Source organism: Burkholderia sp. AcTa6-5 (genome assembly GCF_017815075.1).
Taxonomy (GTDB): Bacteria; Pseudomonadota; Gammaproteobacteria; order Burkholderiales; family Burkholderiaceae; genus Burkholderia; species Burkholderia sola.
The window spans coordinates 86,970-104,289 of sequence record NZ_JAGIQE010000021.1; the positions used below are offsets into that span (position 1 = coordinate 86,970).

At 66.0% G+C, this 17,320-nt stretch carries 16 protein-coding genes; 10 read left to right on the forward strand and 6 right to left on the reverse strand.

What is annotated here, in order from left to right; translation table 11 throughout:
- Nucleotides 1-30: 30 nt before the first annotated feature.
- Nucleotides 31-1,584 (reverse strand): sensor histidine kinase, encoded by a 1,554-nt coding sequence (locus tag J8I33_RS25195; protein WP_209939367.1) that lies wholly within the window; start codon nucleotides 1,582-1,584, stop codon nucleotides 31-33.
- 17 nt (nucleotides 1,585-1,601) lie between these two features.
- Nucleotides 1,602-2,330 carry a response regulator transcription factor gene (locus J8I33_RS25200; RefSeq protein WP_006497347.1) on the reverse strand — a complete coding sequence of 243 codons (729 nt, stop codon included), beginning with the start codon at nucleotides 2,328-2,330 and terminating at the stop codon, nucleotides 1,602-1,604.
- Here J8I33_RS25200 and J8I33_RS25205 point away from each other — a divergent pair.
- The 10 genes from J8I33_RS25205 (at nucleotide 2,329) to J8I33_RS25250 (ending at nucleotide 11,728) form a co-directional block, all read left to right on the forward strand.
- On the forward strand, nucleotides 2,329-2,469 hold the full coding sequence (locus tag J8I33_RS25205; RefSeq protein WP_160300515.1) for a hypothetical protein: 141 nt from the start codon (nucleotides 2,329-2,331) through the stop codon (nucleotides 2,467-2,469). The two genes, J8I33_RS25200 and J8I33_RS25205, sit on opposite strands and share 2 nt — an antisense overlap.
- A gap of 49 nt (nucleotides 2,470-2,518) precedes the next feature.
- Nucleotides 2,519-3,589 (forward strand): recombinase RecA, encoded by a 1,071-nt coding sequence (gene recA / locus J8I33_RS25210; RefSeq protein WP_011546125.1) that lies wholly within the window; start codon nucleotides 2,519-2,521, stop codon nucleotides 3,587-3,589.
- Nucleotides 3,589-4,500, forward strand: coding sequence for a recombination regulator RecX (gene recX, locus J8I33_RS25215; protein WP_209939368.1), 912 nt, complete (start codon nucleotides 3,589-3,591; stop codon nucleotides 4,498-4,500). Before recA ends, recX begins: the two co-directional genes overlap by 1 nt.
- A 146-nt stretch (nucleotides 4,501-4,646) precedes the next feature.
- Complete coding sequence (locus J8I33_RS25220) at nucleotides 4,647-5,255, forward strand: DUF2889 domain-containing protein (protein WP_050014576.1); 609 nt, start codon at nucleotides 4,647-4,649, stop codon at nucleotides 5,253-5,255.
- A gap of 68 nt (nucleotides 5,256-5,323) precedes the next feature.
- On the forward strand, nucleotides 5,324-6,490 hold the full coding sequence (sucC, locus tag J8I33_RS25225; RefSeq protein ID WP_006477915.1) for an ADP-forming succinate--CoA ligase subunit beta: 1,167 nt from the start codon (nucleotides 5,324-5,326) through the stop codon (nucleotides 6,488-6,490).
- 64 nt (nucleotides 6,491-6,554) lie between these two features.
- Nucleotides 6,555-7,436 carry a succinate--CoA ligase subunit alpha gene (gene sucD, locus J8I33_RS25230; RefSeq protein ID WP_006477916.1) on the forward strand — a complete coding sequence of 294 codons (882 nt, stop codon included), beginning with the start codon at nucleotides 6,555-6,557 and terminating at the stop codon, nucleotides 7,434-7,436.
- A 157-nt stretch (nucleotides 7,437-7,593) separates the two neighbouring features.
- Nucleotides 7,594-8,295 (forward strand): TerC family protein, encoded by a 702-nt coding sequence (locus tag J8I33_RS25235; protein ID WP_050014572.1) that lies wholly within the window; start codon nucleotides 7,594-7,596, stop codon nucleotides 8,293-8,295.
- Between the two features lie 95 nt (nucleotides 8,296-8,390).
- Entirely contained in the window at nucleotides 8,391-8,987 is a 597-nt protein-coding gene (locus J8I33_RS25240; RefSeq protein ID WP_050014570.1) for a pilin, read from the forward strand.
- Nucleotides 8,988-9,142: 155 nt separating this feature from the next.
- Complete coding sequence (locus tag J8I33_RS25245) at nucleotides 9,143-10,921, forward strand: Wzy polymerase domain-containing protein (protein ID WP_209928288.1); 1,779 nt, start codon at nucleotides 9,143-9,145, stop codon at nucleotides 10,919-10,921.
- 456 nt (nucleotides 10,922-11,377) lie between these two features.
- Nucleotides 11,378-11,728, forward strand: a complete 351-nt coding sequence (locus J8I33_RS25250) for a TonB family protein (protein WP_124556531.1) — start codon at nucleotides 11,378-11,380, stop codon at nucleotides 11,726-11,728.
- Nucleotides 11,729-11,876: 148 nt separating this feature from the next.
- Here the strand turns inward: J8I33_RS25250 and J8I33_RS25255 are convergent, their stop codons facing one another.
- The 4 genes from J8I33_RS25255 to moaC all read right to left on the reverse strand — a co-directional run bounded on the left by J8I33_RS25255 (nucleotide 11,877) and on the right by moaC (nucleotide 17,309).
- The gene (locus J8I33_RS25255) at nucleotides 11,877-13,037 is read right to left on the reverse strand and encodes a glycosyl hydrolase (protein WP_050014706.1); all 1,161 of its coding nucleotides are present in this window, start codon (nucleotides 13,035-13,037) and stop codon (nucleotides 11,877-11,879) included.
- Nucleotides 13,038-13,113: 76 nt separating this feature from the next.
- Nucleotides 13,114-14,019, reverse strand: a complete 906-nt coding sequence (locus J8I33_RS25260; RefSeq protein WP_050014566.1) for a hypothetical protein — start codon at nucleotides 14,017-14,019, stop codon at nucleotides 13,114-13,116.
- Nucleotides 14,012-16,699, reverse strand: coding sequence for a type VI secretion system Vgr family protein (locus tag J8I33_RS25265; RefSeq protein WP_209939369.1), 2,688 nt, complete (start codon nucleotides 16,697-16,699; stop codon nucleotides 14,012-14,014). The genes J8I33_RS25260 and J8I33_RS25265 overlap by 8 nt, the downstream gene beginning before the upstream one ends.
- A 121-nt stretch (nucleotides 16,700-16,820) precedes the next feature.
- Complete coding sequence (moaC, locus tag J8I33_RS25270; protein WP_050014564.1) at nucleotides 16,821-17,309, reverse strand: cyclic pyranopterin monophosphate synthase MoaC; 489 nt, start codon at nucleotides 17,307-17,309, stop codon at nucleotides 16,821-16,823.
- Nucleotides 17,310-17,320 lie beyond the last annotated feature (11 nt).

The following is a 17,320-nucleotide window of genomic DNA, read 5'->3' on the forward strand; positions in this document are numbered from 1 at the left end:
TGCGCCGATCCGCGGCGGCGCGCGTCAGGGTTAATCCGGGGCGGGGGCGGTCAGCGGCAGGCTGATGCGCACGAGCGTGCCGGCGAGGCGCGGGGCGTGCTGATAGACGTGATCGTCGAGCGTCAGCGTGCCGCCGTGCTGCGTGGCGATTTCGCGCACGATCGCGAGCCCGAGGCCGCTGCCGTCGCCTTCGCGGCCGAGGATCCGGTAGAAGCGCTCGACGACGCGATCGCGCTCGCCGGCCGGGATGCCGGGGCCCGTATCCTCGACTTCGAGATGCACCCGCCGCGCCGCGGGCTCGGCGCGCACGCGCACCGTGATGCGGCCGCCTTCGGGCGTATAGCGGATCGCGTTGTCGACCAGGTTGCCGAGCATCTCGCGCAGCATCACCGGATTGCCGTCGACGTCGAGCGGCGCGTCGTCGTCCGGGCCTTCGTACCCGAGGTCCATCCGTTTCGCGAGCGCGGCCTGCACCCAGTCGCGCACCGTGCGTCGTGCGAGCGCGCCGATCTCGACCGGCTCGAAGGTCAGCCCGCTCGCGCGGTTTTCGGCACGCGCGAGCGCCAGCAGTTGCGTGACGAGCCGCGCGGCCTGCTCGGAGCTCGTCGCGATCTGCTCGAGCGAACGCTGCACGTCGGGCGGCACCGGGTGGCGCAGCGCGAATTCGGCCTGCGTGCGCAGGCCCGCGAGCGGCGTCTTCATCTGGTGCGCGGCGTCGGCGATGAAACGCTTCTGCAGCGCCATGTTCTGTTCGAGCCGCGCGAGCAGGTCGTTGAACGACGTGACGAGCGGTTCGATCTCGGGCGGCGCGCGCTGCGCCTCGACGGGCGACAGGTCGTCGGGTCGTCGCGCGCGGATGTGCGCCTGCAGCGCGTTGAGCGGCGCGAGCCCGCGCGACAGCCCGAACCAGACGAGCAGGATCGCGAGCGGCAGGATCACGAATTGCGGCAGGATCACGCCCTTGATGATGTCGTTCGCGAGCGCGTTGCGCTTGTCGAGCGTTTCTCCGACCTGCACGAGCACGGGCTGCGCGCCGCTCGCCTGCGGCAGCGCGACGGTCGTATATGCGACGCGCACGTCGTTGCCGCGCAGCAGGTCGTCGCGGAACACGACGACGCCCGGCGGCGGGCGGTCCTCGTCGCGCGGCAGCGGCATGTCGGCCTCGCCCGCGACCAGCTCGCCGCGCGTGCCGAGCACCTGGAAGTAGACGCTGTCGATGTTGTCCGCGCGCAGGAAGTCGCGCGTCTGCTCCGGCAGCGTCAGCTCGGCGACGCCGTTGACCGGATGGATCTGCCGGGCGAGCACGTACGCGTTGGTCTCGAGCGCGCGGTCGAACGGGCCGTTCGCGATCGTCTTCGCGACGAGATAGGTGACGGCGATGCTCATCGGCCACAGCAGCAGCAGCGGCGCGAGCATCCAGTCGAGGATTTCGCCGAACAGCGAGCGCGGGCGCGGCGTTTCGGGCGATTCGGTTTCGTCGGGCGGCGCGAACGGGTTCTCGTAGCGGGCGTCGCGCGCGTCGTCGGCAGCCGACGACGGCGCGCCGGTCGGGTGGCGGGAAGGGGAATGGGCCGGCGTGGCCATCGCGGCGCCGTCCGGCGTCAGCGCAGCGGCGTGCCGGCGGCCGCGGGCTGGGGCGCCGCCGTGTCGGCCGGCGTCGCGGGCGCGACCTTCTCGAGGCAATAGCCGAGGCCGCGCACGGTCGAGATCCGCACGCCGCTCGGTTCGATCTTCTTGCGCAGCCGGTGCACGTAGACTTCGATCGCGTTGTTGCTGACTTCCTCGCCCCATTCGCACAGGTGATCGACGAGTTGTTCCTTCGACACGAGGCGGCCGATCCGCTGCAGCAGCACCTCGAGCAGGCCGAGTTCGCGCGCGGAGAGATCGAGCACGTGATCGTTCGCATACGCGATGCGGCCGACCTGGTCGAATGCGAGCGAGCCGTGGCGCACGACCGTCGGGCCGCCGCCGGCGCCGCGCCGGGTCAGCGCGCGCACGCGCGCCTCGAGCTCGTTGAGTGCGAACGGCTTGGCCATGTAGTCGTCGGCGCCGAGGTCGAGCCCCTTCACGCGTTCGTCGACGCTGTCGGCGGCGGTCAGGATCAGCACGGGGAGATTGGAATTGCGCGCGCGCAGGCGCTTGAGCACGTCGAGCCCGGACATTTTCGGGAGCCCGAGATCGAGGATCAGCAGGTCGAAAGTCTGCATCGACAGCGCGGTGTCGGCGTCGACGCCGCTCTTCACGTGATCGACGGCATAGCCCGATTGGCGGAGTGACCGGGTGAGTCCGTCCGCGAGTATGCTGTCGTCTTCGGCGATGAGAATTCGCATGTTGCTGACCGATGCCGGCAGGGCGTTCGCGCCGGCGCGGCTGTCTCCGAAGTTATTCGTGTACAACGCAACCCGCATTGCGGGCTTGCATAAACCACTGTTTTTTTATACAGTGTCTGCATTCGTGGGCAGCGCTTGATGCGGGCGCGCCTCCAACAGACGCTGCTCATCATAGCAAAGGACGATTCATGGAAGATAGCAAGAAGGGCTCCGGGATGACCGCCGAGAAGAGCAAGGCGCTGGCGGCCGCGCTCGCGCAAATCGAGAAGCAGTTCGGCAAGGGCTCGATCATGCGCATGGGCGACGGCGAGGCGGCCGAGAATATCCAAGTCGTCTCCACGGGGTCGCTGGGTCTCGACATCGCGTTGGGCGTCGGCGGCCTGCCGCGCGGCCGGGTGGTCGAGATCTACGGTCCGGAATCGTCCGGTAAAACCACGCTCACGCTGCAGGTCATCGCCGAACTGCAGAAGATCGGCGGCACCGCAGCCTTCATCGACGCCGAGCACGCGCTCGACGTCCAGTACGCGTCGAAGCTCGGCGTGAACGTGCCGGAGCTGCTGATCTCGCAGCCGGACACCGGCGAGCAGGCGCTCGAAATCACCGATGCGCTGGTGCGCTCGGGCTCGATCGACATGATCGTCATCGACTCGGTCGCGGCGCTCGTGCCGAAGGCCGAAATCGAAGGCGAGATGGGCGATTCGCTGCCGGGCCTGCAGGCCCGCCTGATGTCGCAGGCACTGCGCAAGCTGACCGGCACGATCAAGCGCACGAACTGCCTCGTGATCTTCATCAACCAGATCCGGATGAAGATCGGCGTGATGTTCGGCAACCCGGAAACCACGACGGGCGGCAACGCACTGAAGTTCTATTCGTCGGTGCGTCTCGACATCCGCCGGATCGGCTCGATCAAGAAGAACGACGAGGTGATCGGCAACGAAACCCGCGTGAAGGTCGTCAAGAACAAGGTATCGCCGCCGTTCCGCGAAGCGATCTTCGACATCCTGTACGGCGAAGGCATTTCCCGCCAGGGCGAGATCATCGATCTCGGCGTGCAGGCGAAGATCGTCGACAAGGCCGGCGCCTGGTACAGCTATAACGGCGAGAAGATCGGCCAGGGCAAGGACAACGCGCGTGAATTCCTGCGCGAAAATCCGGAAATCGCGCGCGAGATCGAAAACCGCATCCGCGAATCGCTCGGTGTCGTCAGCATGCCCGATGGCGTAGCCAACGAAGCCGAGGCGCTGGACGAAGAAGAGTGATGGTTGCGCGCCGAGGTCGGGCTGGCGAGCCGGAGGAGCACGACACGCCCGAAACGGCGGGTCGCTCCGGCCGGCGAGCCGCACCCTCGGGCGCCAGCCGGCGGGACGCAGGCGGCAACGCCGCGAACCGCACCGCGACGAGGGCATCCGACGATGCCCTCGTTTCGTTTGAGATTGCCGCACCGGACGATCCGTTCGACGACGACGAATCGTTCGACGCACACGATCGCCCCCGCCGTCGGGTGTCCGGTGTCCGCTTCCCGGGCGATCGTGCCCCGGGCGCTCGTGCCCCGGGCGATCGAGCCCCGGGCGATCGCGCAGCCGATGCGCCCGCGACGGAAGATGTCTATACGCGCAGCAGCCAGCATCCGCGCCGCACACGCCGTGCATCCGGCGCATCTTCCGGCGGCGCTGCTTCAAGCGACGCCCCGGGCGCTCGCGAACGCGAGTCGTCGAAGCCGCCGCGGTCGTTGAAGGGGCGCGCGCTCGGCTATCTGTCGAGGCGCGAATACAGCCGCGCGGAACTCGCGCGCAAGCTCGCCCCTTACGTCGGCGAGGACGAATCCGTCGACCCGGTGCTCGATGCGCTGGAAAAGGAAGGCTGGCTGTCCGACGCGCGCTTCGCCGAGAGCCTCGTGCATCGTCGCGCGTCGCGCGTCGGCGTCGCGCGCATCGTCAGCGAACTGAAGCGCCATGCGGTCGGCGACAGTCTCGTCGAAGAGGTGAATGCCCAATTGCGCGAGACCGAGTGGACGCGCGCGCAGGCCGTTTGGCGCAAGAAATTCGGTGCACTGCCGCAAACGCCTGCCGAGCGCGCGAAGCAGGCGCGCTTCCTGGCCGCGCGGGGCTTCTCGAGCGCGACCATCGTGAAGTTGCTGAAGGTCGGCGACGATTTCCCGATCGATGACTGAGCCGCCCGGTCGCGCGCGTGGCGCGCGATTTTGCTGCATCGCAACCGCTTCCGGACAGGCGGGAATACCCGCCGTCGGGGCCGAATGCCTCAAATACCCAATATGCTAAAATCCACGGGTTTTCCTCTTCGGCCTCAACCTCCAGCATGCCGCTATCCGAGCCCGTGCCCCGTCAGTTGCGACATCGACGCGCAATCCGAGCGGAAGCCTACGAGCGCGGCGACGGCTTGTGGGACATCGAAGCCTGCCTGACCGACCACAAGCCGCGCGATGTCGCGCTTGCGTCGGGCATCCGGCCTCAGGGCCTGCCGATCCACGAACTCTGGCTGCGCGTGACCATCGATCGTGACCTCAATGTCGTCGACGCCGAAGCGTCTTCGGAATGGGTGCCCTATCCCGGTCACTGTCAATCCGCTTCCCCCGCCTATCGGGCCCTCATCGGGCTCAACCTCTTCCGCAATTTCCGCCGCAACGCGAACCGGCTGCTCGCCGGCGTCGCAGGCTGTTCCCATCTCACCGAACTGTGCGCCGTGCTGCCGACGGCCGCGATCCAGGCGTTCGCCGGTGATGTATGGAACGTGCGCGAGGAGGGTGGCGAAGGGCCGGACCATGACGGCGTGCACGCCGAACCGCCTTTCCAGCTCGGCCGCTGCCGCGCGCTGCGATTCGATGGCGAGGTCGTGCGGCAGTACTACCCGCGCTGGTATGGCCCGATTCGGCCGGATCTGCCCGGTGAAGGCAGCACGAAGGAATGAACGGAAATCATTCGAAGAAGCGTCTTAAGCGACATTTCATCCAACTCTCAGACTGAAGGGAATCACGCATGAAGATTCACGAGTACCAGGGTAAGGAAATCCTGCGGAAATTCGGCGTCGCGGTACCGCGCGGCAAGCCGGCGTTCTCGGTTGACGAGGCCGTCAAGGTGGCGGAAGAGCTCGGCGGCCCGGTTTGGGTCGTGAAGGCTCAGATTCACGCGGGTGGCCGTGGCAAGGGCGGCGGCGTGAAGGTGGCGAAGTCGATCGAACAGGTGCGCGAATACGCGAACCAGATCCTCGGCATGCAGCTCGTCACGCACCAGACCGGTCCGGAAGGCCAGAAGGTCAACCGCCTGATGATCGAAGAAGGCGCCGACATCAAGCAGGAACTGTATGTCAGCCTCGTCGTCGACCGCATCTCGCAGAAGATCGTGCTGATGGGTTCGAGCGAAGGCGGCATGGACATCGAAGAAGTCGCCGAAAAGCACCCGGAACTGATCCACAAGGTCATCGTCGAGCCGTCGACGGGCCTGCTGGACGCGCAGGCCGACGACCTCGCCGCGAAGATCGGCGTGCCGGCCGCATCGATTCCGCAAGCGCGCGCGATCCTGCAAGGCCTGTACAAGGCATTCTGGGAAACCGACGCTTCGCTGGCTGAAATCAACCCGCTGAACGTCTCCGGCGACGGCAAGGTCACCGCACTCGACGCGAAGTTCAACTTCGACTCGAACGCGCTGTTCCGTCACCCGGAAATCGTTGCGTACCGCGATCTGGACGAAGAAGATCCGGCTGAAATCGAAGCGTCGAAGTTCGATCTCGCGTACATCTCGCTCGACGGCAACATCGGCTGCCTCGTGAACGGCGCAGGCCTCGCGATGGCGACGATGGACACCATCAAGCTGTTCGGCGGCGAACCGGCGAACTTCCTGGACGTCGGCGGCGGTGCGACGACCGAGAAGGTCACGGAAGCGTTCAAGCTGATGCTGAAGAACCCCGACCTGAAGGCGATCCTCGTGAACATCTTCGGCGGCATCATGCGCTGCGACGTGATCGCGGAAGGCGTGATCGCCGGTTCGAAGGCCGTGAACCTGAACGTGCCGCTCGTCGTGCGCATGAAGGGCACGAACGAGGACCTCGGCAAGAAGATGCTGGCCGATTCGGGCCTGCCGATCATCTCGGCCGACAGCATGGAAGAGGCTGCGCAGAAGGTCGTCGCGGCTGCCGCAGGCAAGTAACGCTATCGAATACGCATGGCGGCGCGGCTTGCACGCGACGCCCATCGAACAGAGGTCAAAATACATGTCGATTCTGATCAACAAGGACACGAAGGTCATCACGCAGGGCATTACCGGCAAAACCGGTCAGTTCCATACGCGCGCCTGCCGTGAATACGCAAACGGCCGCGAAGCATTCGTCGCGGGCGTGAACCCGAAGAAGGCCGGCGAAGATTTCGAAGGCATTCCGATCTACGCGAGCGTCAAGGAAGCGAAGGCGGAAACCGGCGCGACCGTGTCGGTCATCTACGTGCCGCCGGCAGGCGCAGCCGCTGCGATCTGGGAAGCGGTCGAAGCCGATCTGGATCTCGCGATCTGCATCACGGAAGGCATTCCCGTGCGCGACATGATCGAAGTGAAGGACCGCATGCGTCGCGAAGGCCGCAAGACGCTGCTGCTCGGGCCGAACTGCCCGGGCACGATCACGCCGGACGAACTGAAGATCGGCATCATGCCGGGTCACATCCACCGCAAGGGCCGCATCGGCGTCGTGTCGCGTTCGGGCACGCTGACGTATGAAGCGGTTGCGCAGCTGACGGCACTGGGCCTCGGCCAGTCGTCGGCAGTCGGTATCGGCGGCGACCCGATCAACGGTCTGAAGCACATCGACGTGATGAAGATGTTCAACGACGATCCGGATACGGATGCGGTCGTGATGATCGGCGAAATCGGCGGTCCGGACGAAGCCAACGCCGCCGAGTGGATCAAGGACAACATGAAGAAGCCGGTCGTCGGCTTCATCGCGGGCGTCACGGCGCCTCCGGGCAAGCGCATGGGCCACGCCGGCGCGCTGATCTCGGGCGGTGCGGATACGGCCGAAGCGAAGCTGGAAATCATGGAAGCGTGCGGCATCACCGTCACGCGCAACCCGTCGGAAATGGGCCGTCTGCTGAAGAAGGCGCTGTAAGTATTTCCATCGGGCTCGTCCTGCAGAAAACGCCGGCTTTGCCGGCGTTTTTTGTTATGCTCCCGCAATGAATTCGTAAGCACCGGGCATGCGTGCTGCATGTGCCGACGATGAACCGGGTCGCCCGCGAGGCGGCCGCTGCCCTTTCCTCACCGCCATGCTCGAATTCCTGACCTCGCTGCACTGGGGCGCCATTCTCCAGATCGTCATCATCGATATCCTGCTCGGCGGCGACAACGCGGTCGTGATCGCGCTTGCATGCCGCAACCTGCCGGCGAACCAGCGGCTGCGCGGGGTCGTCTGGGGCACCGCTGGGGCGATCCTGCTGCGCGTCGCGCTGATCACGTTCGCGGTCGCGCTGCTCGACGTGCCGTTCCTGAAGCTCGGCGGCGGGCTGCTGCTGCTGTGGATCGGCATCAAGCTGATGGCGCCGGCCGCCGACGCGCACGACAACATCAAGCCGGCCGACCGGCTGTGGGATGCCGTGAAGACGATCGTGATCGCCGATGCGGTCATGAGCCTCGACAACGTGATCGCGATCGCCGGCGCGGCCGAGCAAGCCGATCCGTCGCACCGGATCGCGCTCGTGATCTTCGGGCTCGTCGTCAGCGTGCCGATCATCGTGTGGGGCAGCACGCTGGTGCTGAAGCTGCTCGACCGTTTCCCGGTCGTCGTGGCGCTCGGCGCCGGGCTGCTCGGCTGGATCGCGGGCGGGCTGATCGTGAACGACCCGGTCGGCGACCGCTGGCCGGTGCTCGATACGCCGGAAGTGGTTTACGGCGCGAGCATCGTCGGGGCCCTGTTCGTCGTCGCGATCGGTTACGCGCTCAGGAAACGCCGCGACGTGCCGCAGCACTGACTGGCCATCCGGCCGACTGCCGGCTTCGCGGCCCGCTGGCTACGATCGAGACGCCTGCCTTTGTCGGCAGGCGTTTTTCGTTTCCGGAGCCTGCCATGTTCGAAGCCTTTTCCGTTTCCCTGTTCCGTCGCGTTGCCGCCGATCTGCGGCGCGCGAACCGGTCGTCGCCGCGCTGGCGGCTGGCCGGGTTCACGCTGATCGAACTGATGATCGTGCTGGCGATCGTCGGCGTCGTCGCGGCCTATGCGATTCCCGCGTACCAGGATTACCTCGCACGGTCGCGCGTCGGCGAGGGGCTTGCGCTCGCGTCGTCGGCGCGGCTCGCGGTCGCCGACAATGCCGCGAGCGGCGCGAGCCTCGACGGCGGCTACAGCCCGCCGGCCGCGACCCGCAACGTCGAATCGGTTGCGATCGATGGCGCCACCGGCCAGATCACGGTTGCGTTCACCACCCGCGTCGCCGCGGCCGGCACGAATACGCTGGTGCTCGTGCCGTCCGCGCCCGACAAGGCCGATGCGCCCACCGCGCGCGTGCCGCTCAAAAAGGGGGCGATACAGGCGGGCGCGATTGCGTGGGAATGCTTCGCCGCCGGCAAGGACGCGTCGTCGCTGCCGGCGCCCGGCGCCGGGCCGTTGCCCGGTAACGCCGCGACGCTGCCCGCGAAATATGCGCCCGCGGAGTGCCGTGCATAAGGCTGGCGCAGAAGGAGAGCGGCCGCGCATGCGGCCTGCCGGCCGCCGCTTCGGCCGGCCGGGCTGCGGCCCGACGCCGGCACGCGGAGCGACAGCCCCGCACAGAGCGGGGAAAGTTTTGTATAGTGCGCCGGTTGCTGACATCCGGTTCGCTCATGCCTTCTACTTTTTCCCGTTCGTTGTCGCTCGTTGCGCTGGCTGTCGCCCTGATCGTGCCGTACGCGATCACGAATCACACGTATCCGATCCCGACCTTCTATTCGGAGTTTTCCGCGCTGGTGCTGTATCTGCTGGTGGGCGTGTCCGTCGTGCTGCTCGCGCGCACCGGCCGCCCGGCCCAGCCGTTTGCCGCGCCGGCGGCGTTCGCGGCGCCGCTCGGTTTTGCGGCGGTGCTGATCGCGCAGGTCGCGCTGATCCCGCTCAAGGTGCCGTCGATGAACTGGCTGGCGGTCGGCTATCTCGCCGCCGCGCTGGTCGCGATGCAGGCCGGGTATGCGCTGGCGCGCGACGGGATGGCGGAAATCGTGTCGCGGATGATGGCCGGTGCGCTGCTCGTGGGCGGCGTGTTCGCGGTCGGCACCCAGATCGTGCAGCTGTTCCACCTCGAATCGGCCGTCTCGCCGTTCGTCGTGGTGTACAACATCGCGGTCGATCGCCGCCCGTACGGCAACATGGCGCAGGCGAACCACCTGGCCAGCTACATCGCCTTCGCGCTCGCGGGTGCGCTGTATCTGGTGCAGACGCGCCGGCTCGCGGTGTGGGCATGGCTCGCGCTGTCGCTCGTGCTGTCGGTCGGTCTCGCGCTGACGGTGTCGCGCGGGCCGTGGCTGCAGGTCGCGGTGATGGTCGTCGCGGGCTTCTGGATGGCGTGGGTCGAATCGCGCCGCACGCCGGGCAATGCGCGTGCGTGGCTGATACCGGTCGTGCTTGCGGTCGCATTCATCGCGGCGAACGTCGCGGTGCGCTGGGCCAACGTGCACTACCACCTGAATCTCGCGGAGTCGGCAGCCGACCGGATGCGCGATGCCGGGCAGATCGCGCCGCGCCTCGCGCTGTGGAAGTACGGGCTCGCGATGTTCCGCGAGCATCCGCTGCTCGGGGTCGGCTGGGGCGAATTCCCGTCGCATCAGTTTGCGCTCGTGCGCACGCTCGGCGGCGTCGAGATCGCGAACAACTCGCACGACATCTTCATCGACCTGCTCGCGAAGTCCGGTCTCGTCGGGCTCGGCGTGCTCGCCGTCACGCTCGTCATGTGGTTCGTGCGTGCGGTGCGGGCGCCGCAGTCGAGCATGCGCGTGTTCGGCTTCGCGCTGATCGGCATCCTGCTGATGCATGCGCTGGTCGAGTATCCGCAGCAATACATGTTCTTCCTCTTGCCGGCGATGTTCGTGATCGGGCTGCTCGAGGTGAAGCCGCTGCGTATCCTGCCGGGGCGTGCGGCATTCGGGCTGTTCGCGGTGCTGTCGTTCGGCGGCGTGCTGGCGGCGGTGCCCGTGCTGCGCGACTACCAGCGCGCGGAAGTGCTCTATTACGGCAGCAGCCCGGCCGCGCAGTACCGCGATGCGCCGTCGCTGCTGTTCGGCGCGTGGGGCGATTACGGTGCGGCGACGCTGCTCACGATTTCGTCGGACAACCTGCCGCTCAAGCTCGCCGCGCACGAGCGCGCGATCGCGCTGCTGCCCGGCGAGACGGTGCTGCGCCGCTATGCGGTGCTGCAGGCGCTGGCCGGCCGCGAAGCGGACGCGCTCGATACCGTCGCGCGCCTGCATGTGTTTGCGAAGGAATTGAAGGACTGGCCGCAACAGCTGGCTGCGTTGTACAAGCTGTGCGATCAGGAGCCGGCGCTGAAGACGTTCAGGGCGGCCGTCGTCGCGAAGTACGGCGAAGCGCCGGCCGACGAGGGCGACGATTCGGACGACGACGATTCGGATTGACGCGTGTCGTGCACGCCGGAACGGGGAATTCCGGCGTCTACCGCGCCGCGCTGACGGCGGCCGACGTCGGAGCAAGACGGCCGCCCGGCGCATAGCGCGCCAATCCGGTCGGGTATCGATTACGTCGCGGATCGCGCGGATTCCAGCCGAATGGGCGGCGATTCGCGTCAACCATTGTCAAATCGCCGCCGCTGACCGGGCGGCGCGTGCACAATGCGCGAAAGCGCTCGCGTGCCCGCCGGCGCGGCGCGTAGCCGGTGTGAATACGGAGAATGTCCAGGCTATCCGGGCATTCCGCCGAGCAGGATCGCGGTCGAGCATTGCTCGGCCGCGCGGCCGTAACGGGGCGCCGGTCCGATGGCCGCGGCGCGGTGCGACACACGCGATGCGGCCGGCGAAAGGCTGCCGGCGCGCGACGCATGTGCCCAGAACAGTGCTGAAGAACGACATTCGACCATGGCCCTTCGCTCGACCTACCTGATCCTGCCCGCCGTCGCGGTACTGCTTTCCGGCTGCGCGATGCTGTCGTCGTCGCAGGAAAGCAAGCTGACCTGCCATATCCCCCGGGCCGTCTATCCGGATAGCGCGAAACCGCTCACGCGTCCGGTTACCGTGCTCGTGCGCGCGCTGATGACGACGTCCGGCGAAGCGCAGAACGTGACCGTGACGACGAGTAGCCGCAACGCGGCGGCCGATCGCGCGGCCGTCGAGGCGATGACGCACGCGACTTGCGCGCAGACTGGCGCGACCGCGAATCCTTTCCTGCTGACGCAACCGTTCGTGTTCGAGCCGCAGCGCGGGCAGTGACGGGCGGGCTGCGCGCCGATGGCCGCACCGTTGCACGCGGCCACCGAAAGTCGATCCGTGCGGCCGCCGAGCCGTGCGCTCGATGTGCGCTGCCGCGGAGCCGGCACCCGAATCGCGACGGCGGTCCGCGGCAATCGCATCGGAACGGTCAGAACTGCCGCTTCTTGAGCGTATAGGCGACCAGCGAATACAGCGTGTTCGTTTGGGCGTTGAAATATCCGCCCTGAGCCGGTTTCTCCCTGCTCGAGTTCCAGGTCTTCCCGCCGTCGCTGCTGACGAACGTGAGATCGAGCGGTGTGCCGTTGCGGCTGGCGTCGGTTGCGTAGACGAGCAGCAATCCGTCCCGGCCGACGCTCAGACTATCGAGCGTCAGTGCGTCGTCAAACGAATGCAACTGGCGCACCTGCTCGGGTTCGCCGTTCGTCCAGGTCGAAATGGCGCCGACGCGTTTTCCCTTGTCGGCGGGATTATCGAAATTGCGCGGTTCGCCGAGGCGCGACAGCGCGTAAAGCGCATAGTGATTCGACGCGGTTGGAGACGAGGACAGGTTGACGACTACCTGTTCGGGCAAAACGGCCTCCAGGGCGAACCCGGATTGCTCCCAGCCCAGCCGATAGACGACGCTTCCGGCGGTAGCATGCTCGGATTTCTCGACGTGGTATGCCACGCGCAAGGTACCGTCCGGGCCGAGGTCGATGCCGTCAAAGGTGCGGCGGGGTTTGCCGGCCTCCGCAGCACCCGGTGGCAGTTGGATTTCCCGCCACGATTGACCGCCGTCGGACGTGCGCCACACGTGCGGGCCCCAACCGATCGCATAGCCGCGCTGCGGATCCAGAAAGAGCAGGCGACCGATGTTCCGATCTTCGGGCCACGCGAGCTGTACCCAGTCGCGTCCGCCGTTGGACGACTTCCAGAGCTTGGTCACGTGCGGCGTCAGCCCGTCGGCAGGCTGAGGCGACTTGTAGTCCATCCAGCCGGTGCTGATGAATTCGACCGTCCAGTCCTTGGCGTGCCACCAGGCGGCGGTCTGGCCCACCTGCTTGAAATGGCGCGTCATGTCGCCGTTCACCGGGCCGCGCCAGAATTCGACCGACGTCCGGTTCAGCGTTTCGCGACTGTCGCTCATCCAGGCTTCGGCCGGCTCGGCTTTTTCCTTGTCCTTCCATTCCGCGTACGGTTTGAACGTGATTTCAGGATCGCTGATCTTCAGCGTGATCGCCTCGTTTCCCGATATCACGAAGTCGCCTCCGCCGTAAGGCTTGCTGTTCTTCATGAAAGTGTTGGAAACGACCTGCCAGTCATTCGACATAGATGAGAACCCGACAATCAAGACAATGAGCACGACTGCCGCACCGAGCGACAGCTTCAGGAATTTTTTCGTCATTTCATTTCGGCATCAGTTTTTCGATTGCCTGTGCAACAGGGTCGATGACATGTTCGTTGACGGCATCACCGGCCTTTTTCGCATATTCGACGGTATTGTCGACGTACTGTTTGCCCACGCCGACACCGCTGTCGAATGCCTGGGAGAATGTCCTGAGATCACCCCATTCCTGGGCGTTGGGTTGCTTCAGGATGTAGTACATATCGACAGGCCCGAGCCCGGCCAGACCGCCGTCGAGATAGGCGAGAGGGTGGGTCTTGAACGCGTACGTCTTGAAGGTGTCGTCATCCAGTTCGAGCGCGTACTGCGGCACGTTCATCTCGCAACCGCCGCTGTTCGGCTTCTTGCCCCTGATCGAAATGGTGTCGCCGCGCATGTTCTGCTGCAAACCCTGTTCCAGATAATGCTGCAGGAACCAGCGTGCGCTCGCAAGCCACGCCTTGCCTTTGTCGCTCAATTGCGGGAGCAGGTATTTGCCGTAATTCGAGCAATAGTAGTAACCGTAGCTGACGTAATATCCCGGCGGCTTATGTCCGCATCCGATATGACGCATCATGAAATTGCCGTGGCGGGACCAGTCGGAATCGGTGCTTTCGGCTTGTATCAGGTTCTCCCGCCGATGCAGCAGTTCACGGGCAACTTTCGTGTCTTTCCACGGATCCCATGACGTCGCGAATTTCTTGACGGTTGCCCAGATACTCGACGTGCTGACTTTTTCGACCGTTTCCCAGTACTCGCCATGCAGCGGCCGGTAGTAGTACGGGCACGTTCCGATAATGGAATCCGCCGCCGGCGTCACATGCTTGTCGCAGATGTTGATCTGTACCTTCGGCCGATCCTGGTATCCCGTCGGGGTGAGCATCGCCGCACCGGTTCCGAGCACCTTGTCCTGTTGTCCGTCAGCCATTCGATTTCCCCAGAAACTTGACGACGACGTCGTGCGGCACGTGGCTCTGCGTGAGCTCTGTCTCGCCTGCCGCGTTGGTGACGCCTTCCGAGATCAGCTGTCCGTTCGAGAACATCTGGTACCGCGTGTTCGCGACCGGGATGTCGGTGCCGGCCCAGTGCGCGATGAACGCCTGGTCGTAGTTGCCGTTGGAGTTCGGCAGCGTCGGCATCGCTTGCGACAGGTGGGTGGGGCCGCTGAACGCATGCTGCGCGCCCTTGATGTCGATCTTGCCGGGCGCATGCACCTCGATGTTGCCGTTCGCGATGCGGATATAGGCGCCGCCGGACGTCAGCAGGATTTCCTTCGCCGCGGCGCCTTCGACCGACTGCGTGACGGCGATCAGCTTCAGCGCCTTCTGCGCGGTCAGCTCGATGTTGTCCGCGTGCGCCTGCACTTCGACCTTGCCCTTGCCGGCGAACAACTTCATCCCCGCGTTTTGCGCGAACAGGCTGATCCGGTCGAGGACACTGGCGACCAGCGATTTCCCGGCGGCGACGTGCGTGCTTTGTCCGCTGACGAGGTTGATCTGCTGGTCCGCGGCAAATTGCGCGGATTGCTGCGTGGACATCCCGATGCCGGCCGGGCTGCCGAACAGCATGACCGGCTCCTTGAACGCATTCGCGCTGCCGGTTCCGCCGCCGGCCGTCCGCCCGCCCGACGTGCCGCCGCTCACGCTGTTCCGCGTCGCATCGGCGAACTGCTTCAGTGCCGAGTGGCCGGGGGCGAGCGACTCGCCCTGATGCTGCGCGCTGACCTGCGACATCGCGTCGATCAGTCCTTCCGCGCGCACGAGCTGCTCCCGCGTCTCGTCGACGTCGAGCGGCTGGCTTGCCGCCTGCTTCGGATGCGTCGTGACGTACAGCCCGCGGTTCGCGCGCACGGCGCCGTAGGCGTCCGAGCGCAGGTCGAAGCCGCTGCCGAGATAGCTGCCGCGGTTGTTGCCCGCGTGGTCGATCAGGTAGCCCAGATGCAGATGTGCGTTGGTCTGGCTGCTGTACAGGTGCACGCGGTTCTGCGACGTCGCGTCGTCCAGTACCAGCTGGTTGTAGCCGGCGCCCGCATATTCCTTTGACCGGTATCCGGACAGGATCCCGTTGCTGTGCCATTGCGGACTCGTCGCGCCGTTGTAGACCTTGCCGACGATGATCGGACGATCGCAGTCGCCGCCGACGAAGTCGACCAGCACTTCCTCGCCGCTGCGGTGCGGGTGAACGGCGCCGTAGCCGTTGCCCGAATCGGACGACGTGGCGCGGAGCCAGCACGATGCCTTTTCGTCGCCGTCGTTCAGGCGGTCCCAGTGGAAGCGGACCTTGACCCGGTTGAGCGCGTCCGTGTGGACCTCTTCGCCCTGCGGGGCGACGACGATCGCGGATTGCAGGTGCATCGGCGGCTTCGCATGCTCGAACGGGCTGCGGAACGGCACCGTCGTGCGCTGCGCTTCGATGCGGATCTGATAGAAGCCCTCCGTGCCGTCGGGATGACGCACACGCGACAGCGGAGTATCGCCTGCCTGCACGATGCGGCCGATCTCGGCTTGCAGACTGTGCGGGAAAACGGCCGACTCGTCGGCCACGGGCAGGTTGTTGACGATGACCCACGTCGTCTCGATCACCGCGAATTCGCGTTGACCGGCATCGTCCTTGTCGTGTTCGGGATGATCGGCGAACGCGAACGTGCGTCCCGCGTCCATGCGCCGCACGCCGCCGACACCATGAAAGCGCTTCGCTTGCGATTCCTGTTCTTCCATCCAGATCTTCGACAGATGGTCGCCGCGCGACTGCTCGGGATACGTGTACGCACCCGTGTATTCGTAGACTTCGAGCTGCCCCGGCAGGTCGCCCTGGTTCGCGATCGTCGGCGTGTGGGTGGCCTTCGGATTCGACGCGGTGGGCGGCTGCTTGTAGTCGAACGTGCGCGTGGCGCGCGCGACGCTGCGCAGCGTGCGCGTACCGGTGAACTGGACGAGCGTGTCGGCTTCGTCGCCCGTGCCCGCGTGATGAAAGCGCACGGTTCGCGGCGACAGCGCGGGCAACGCATCGAGGCGATCGACGATGACGAGCCGGTGCGACCTGCCGTCGTTGTCCTGTTCCCAGAAACCGTACAGGCCTTCCGATTCCATCAGGCGATGCACGAAATTCCAGTCGTCCTCGTATTGCATGCAGAACGAGCGCGACGGCAGCGGCCGGGAGAGCTGGAACGTGAAGCGGCCCTGGGCCTGCGGGTGCTGGTTCAACACGTCGGCGATGATGTCGTCGGCCGACCGGTCCTGCCAGATGCGCTGATCGCGGCGGAACTTCAGGAAGTGCAGGAACGATGCAAAGACGATCTGGTAGTGCGTGACGCCGCTGTCCGATCCGAGCCGGCGGACCGCATGCGCATAGCCGTGGTGTGGCGCGTACGATTGGTCGGCCTGCTGGATCCAGAGCGTCACCGGCTGCGCGATCAGTTTCTTGAGTTCGACGTCGTCGGATACCGACACGGTATCGACGGTGAACTCGAAATGGCGCCCGAGCCGCGACCGGCCCGCGACCCGCTGCGGCAACAGGACGTCAGGGCCGAGCGGGGTATCCAGCTTGACGAGGCGCGCGTGCTGGACCGGTCCGGCCAGCAACGCGCTTCTTAACGCTTGCGAATTCATCACCAGGGCTCGCTTTGTTGTGCTGTTTTGCTGGTTCGCACGCTCTCTCGTGCGGAATCCGGTAATTGTATGAGATAAACGGTTTTATCTCGAATTTGCGGGCCGGCTGCGCCCTGGCCGTTCAGCCCGCCGCGTCTTCCGCCTTCCAGTCCCCCGACTTCCCGCCGCGCTTCTCGCGCACGCTCACGTCGGTGATCACCATCCCGCGGTCGACCGCCTTGCACATGTCGTACACGGTCAGCAGCCCGACCTGGACGGCCGTCAGCGCTTCCATCTCGACGCCGGTCCGGCCGAACGTCTCGACCTGCACGACGCAATGCACGCCCGGCAGCGCGTCGTCGAGTTCGAAGTCGACGGCCACGCGCGTCAGCGCGAGCGGGTGGCACAGCGGAATGAGATCGGCCGTGCGCTTCGCGCCCTGGATCGCCGCGATGCGCGCGACGCCGAGCACGTCGCCTTTCTTGGCCTTGCCGTCGCGGATCAGCGCGAACGTGGCCGGCAGCATCCGGATCGTGCCGCGCGCGATCGCGATGCGCCGCGTTTCCTGCTTGTCGCCGACGTCGACCATGTGCGCATGGCCGGCGGCATCGAAATGGGTGAGTCCTGACATGTCTTCCTCTC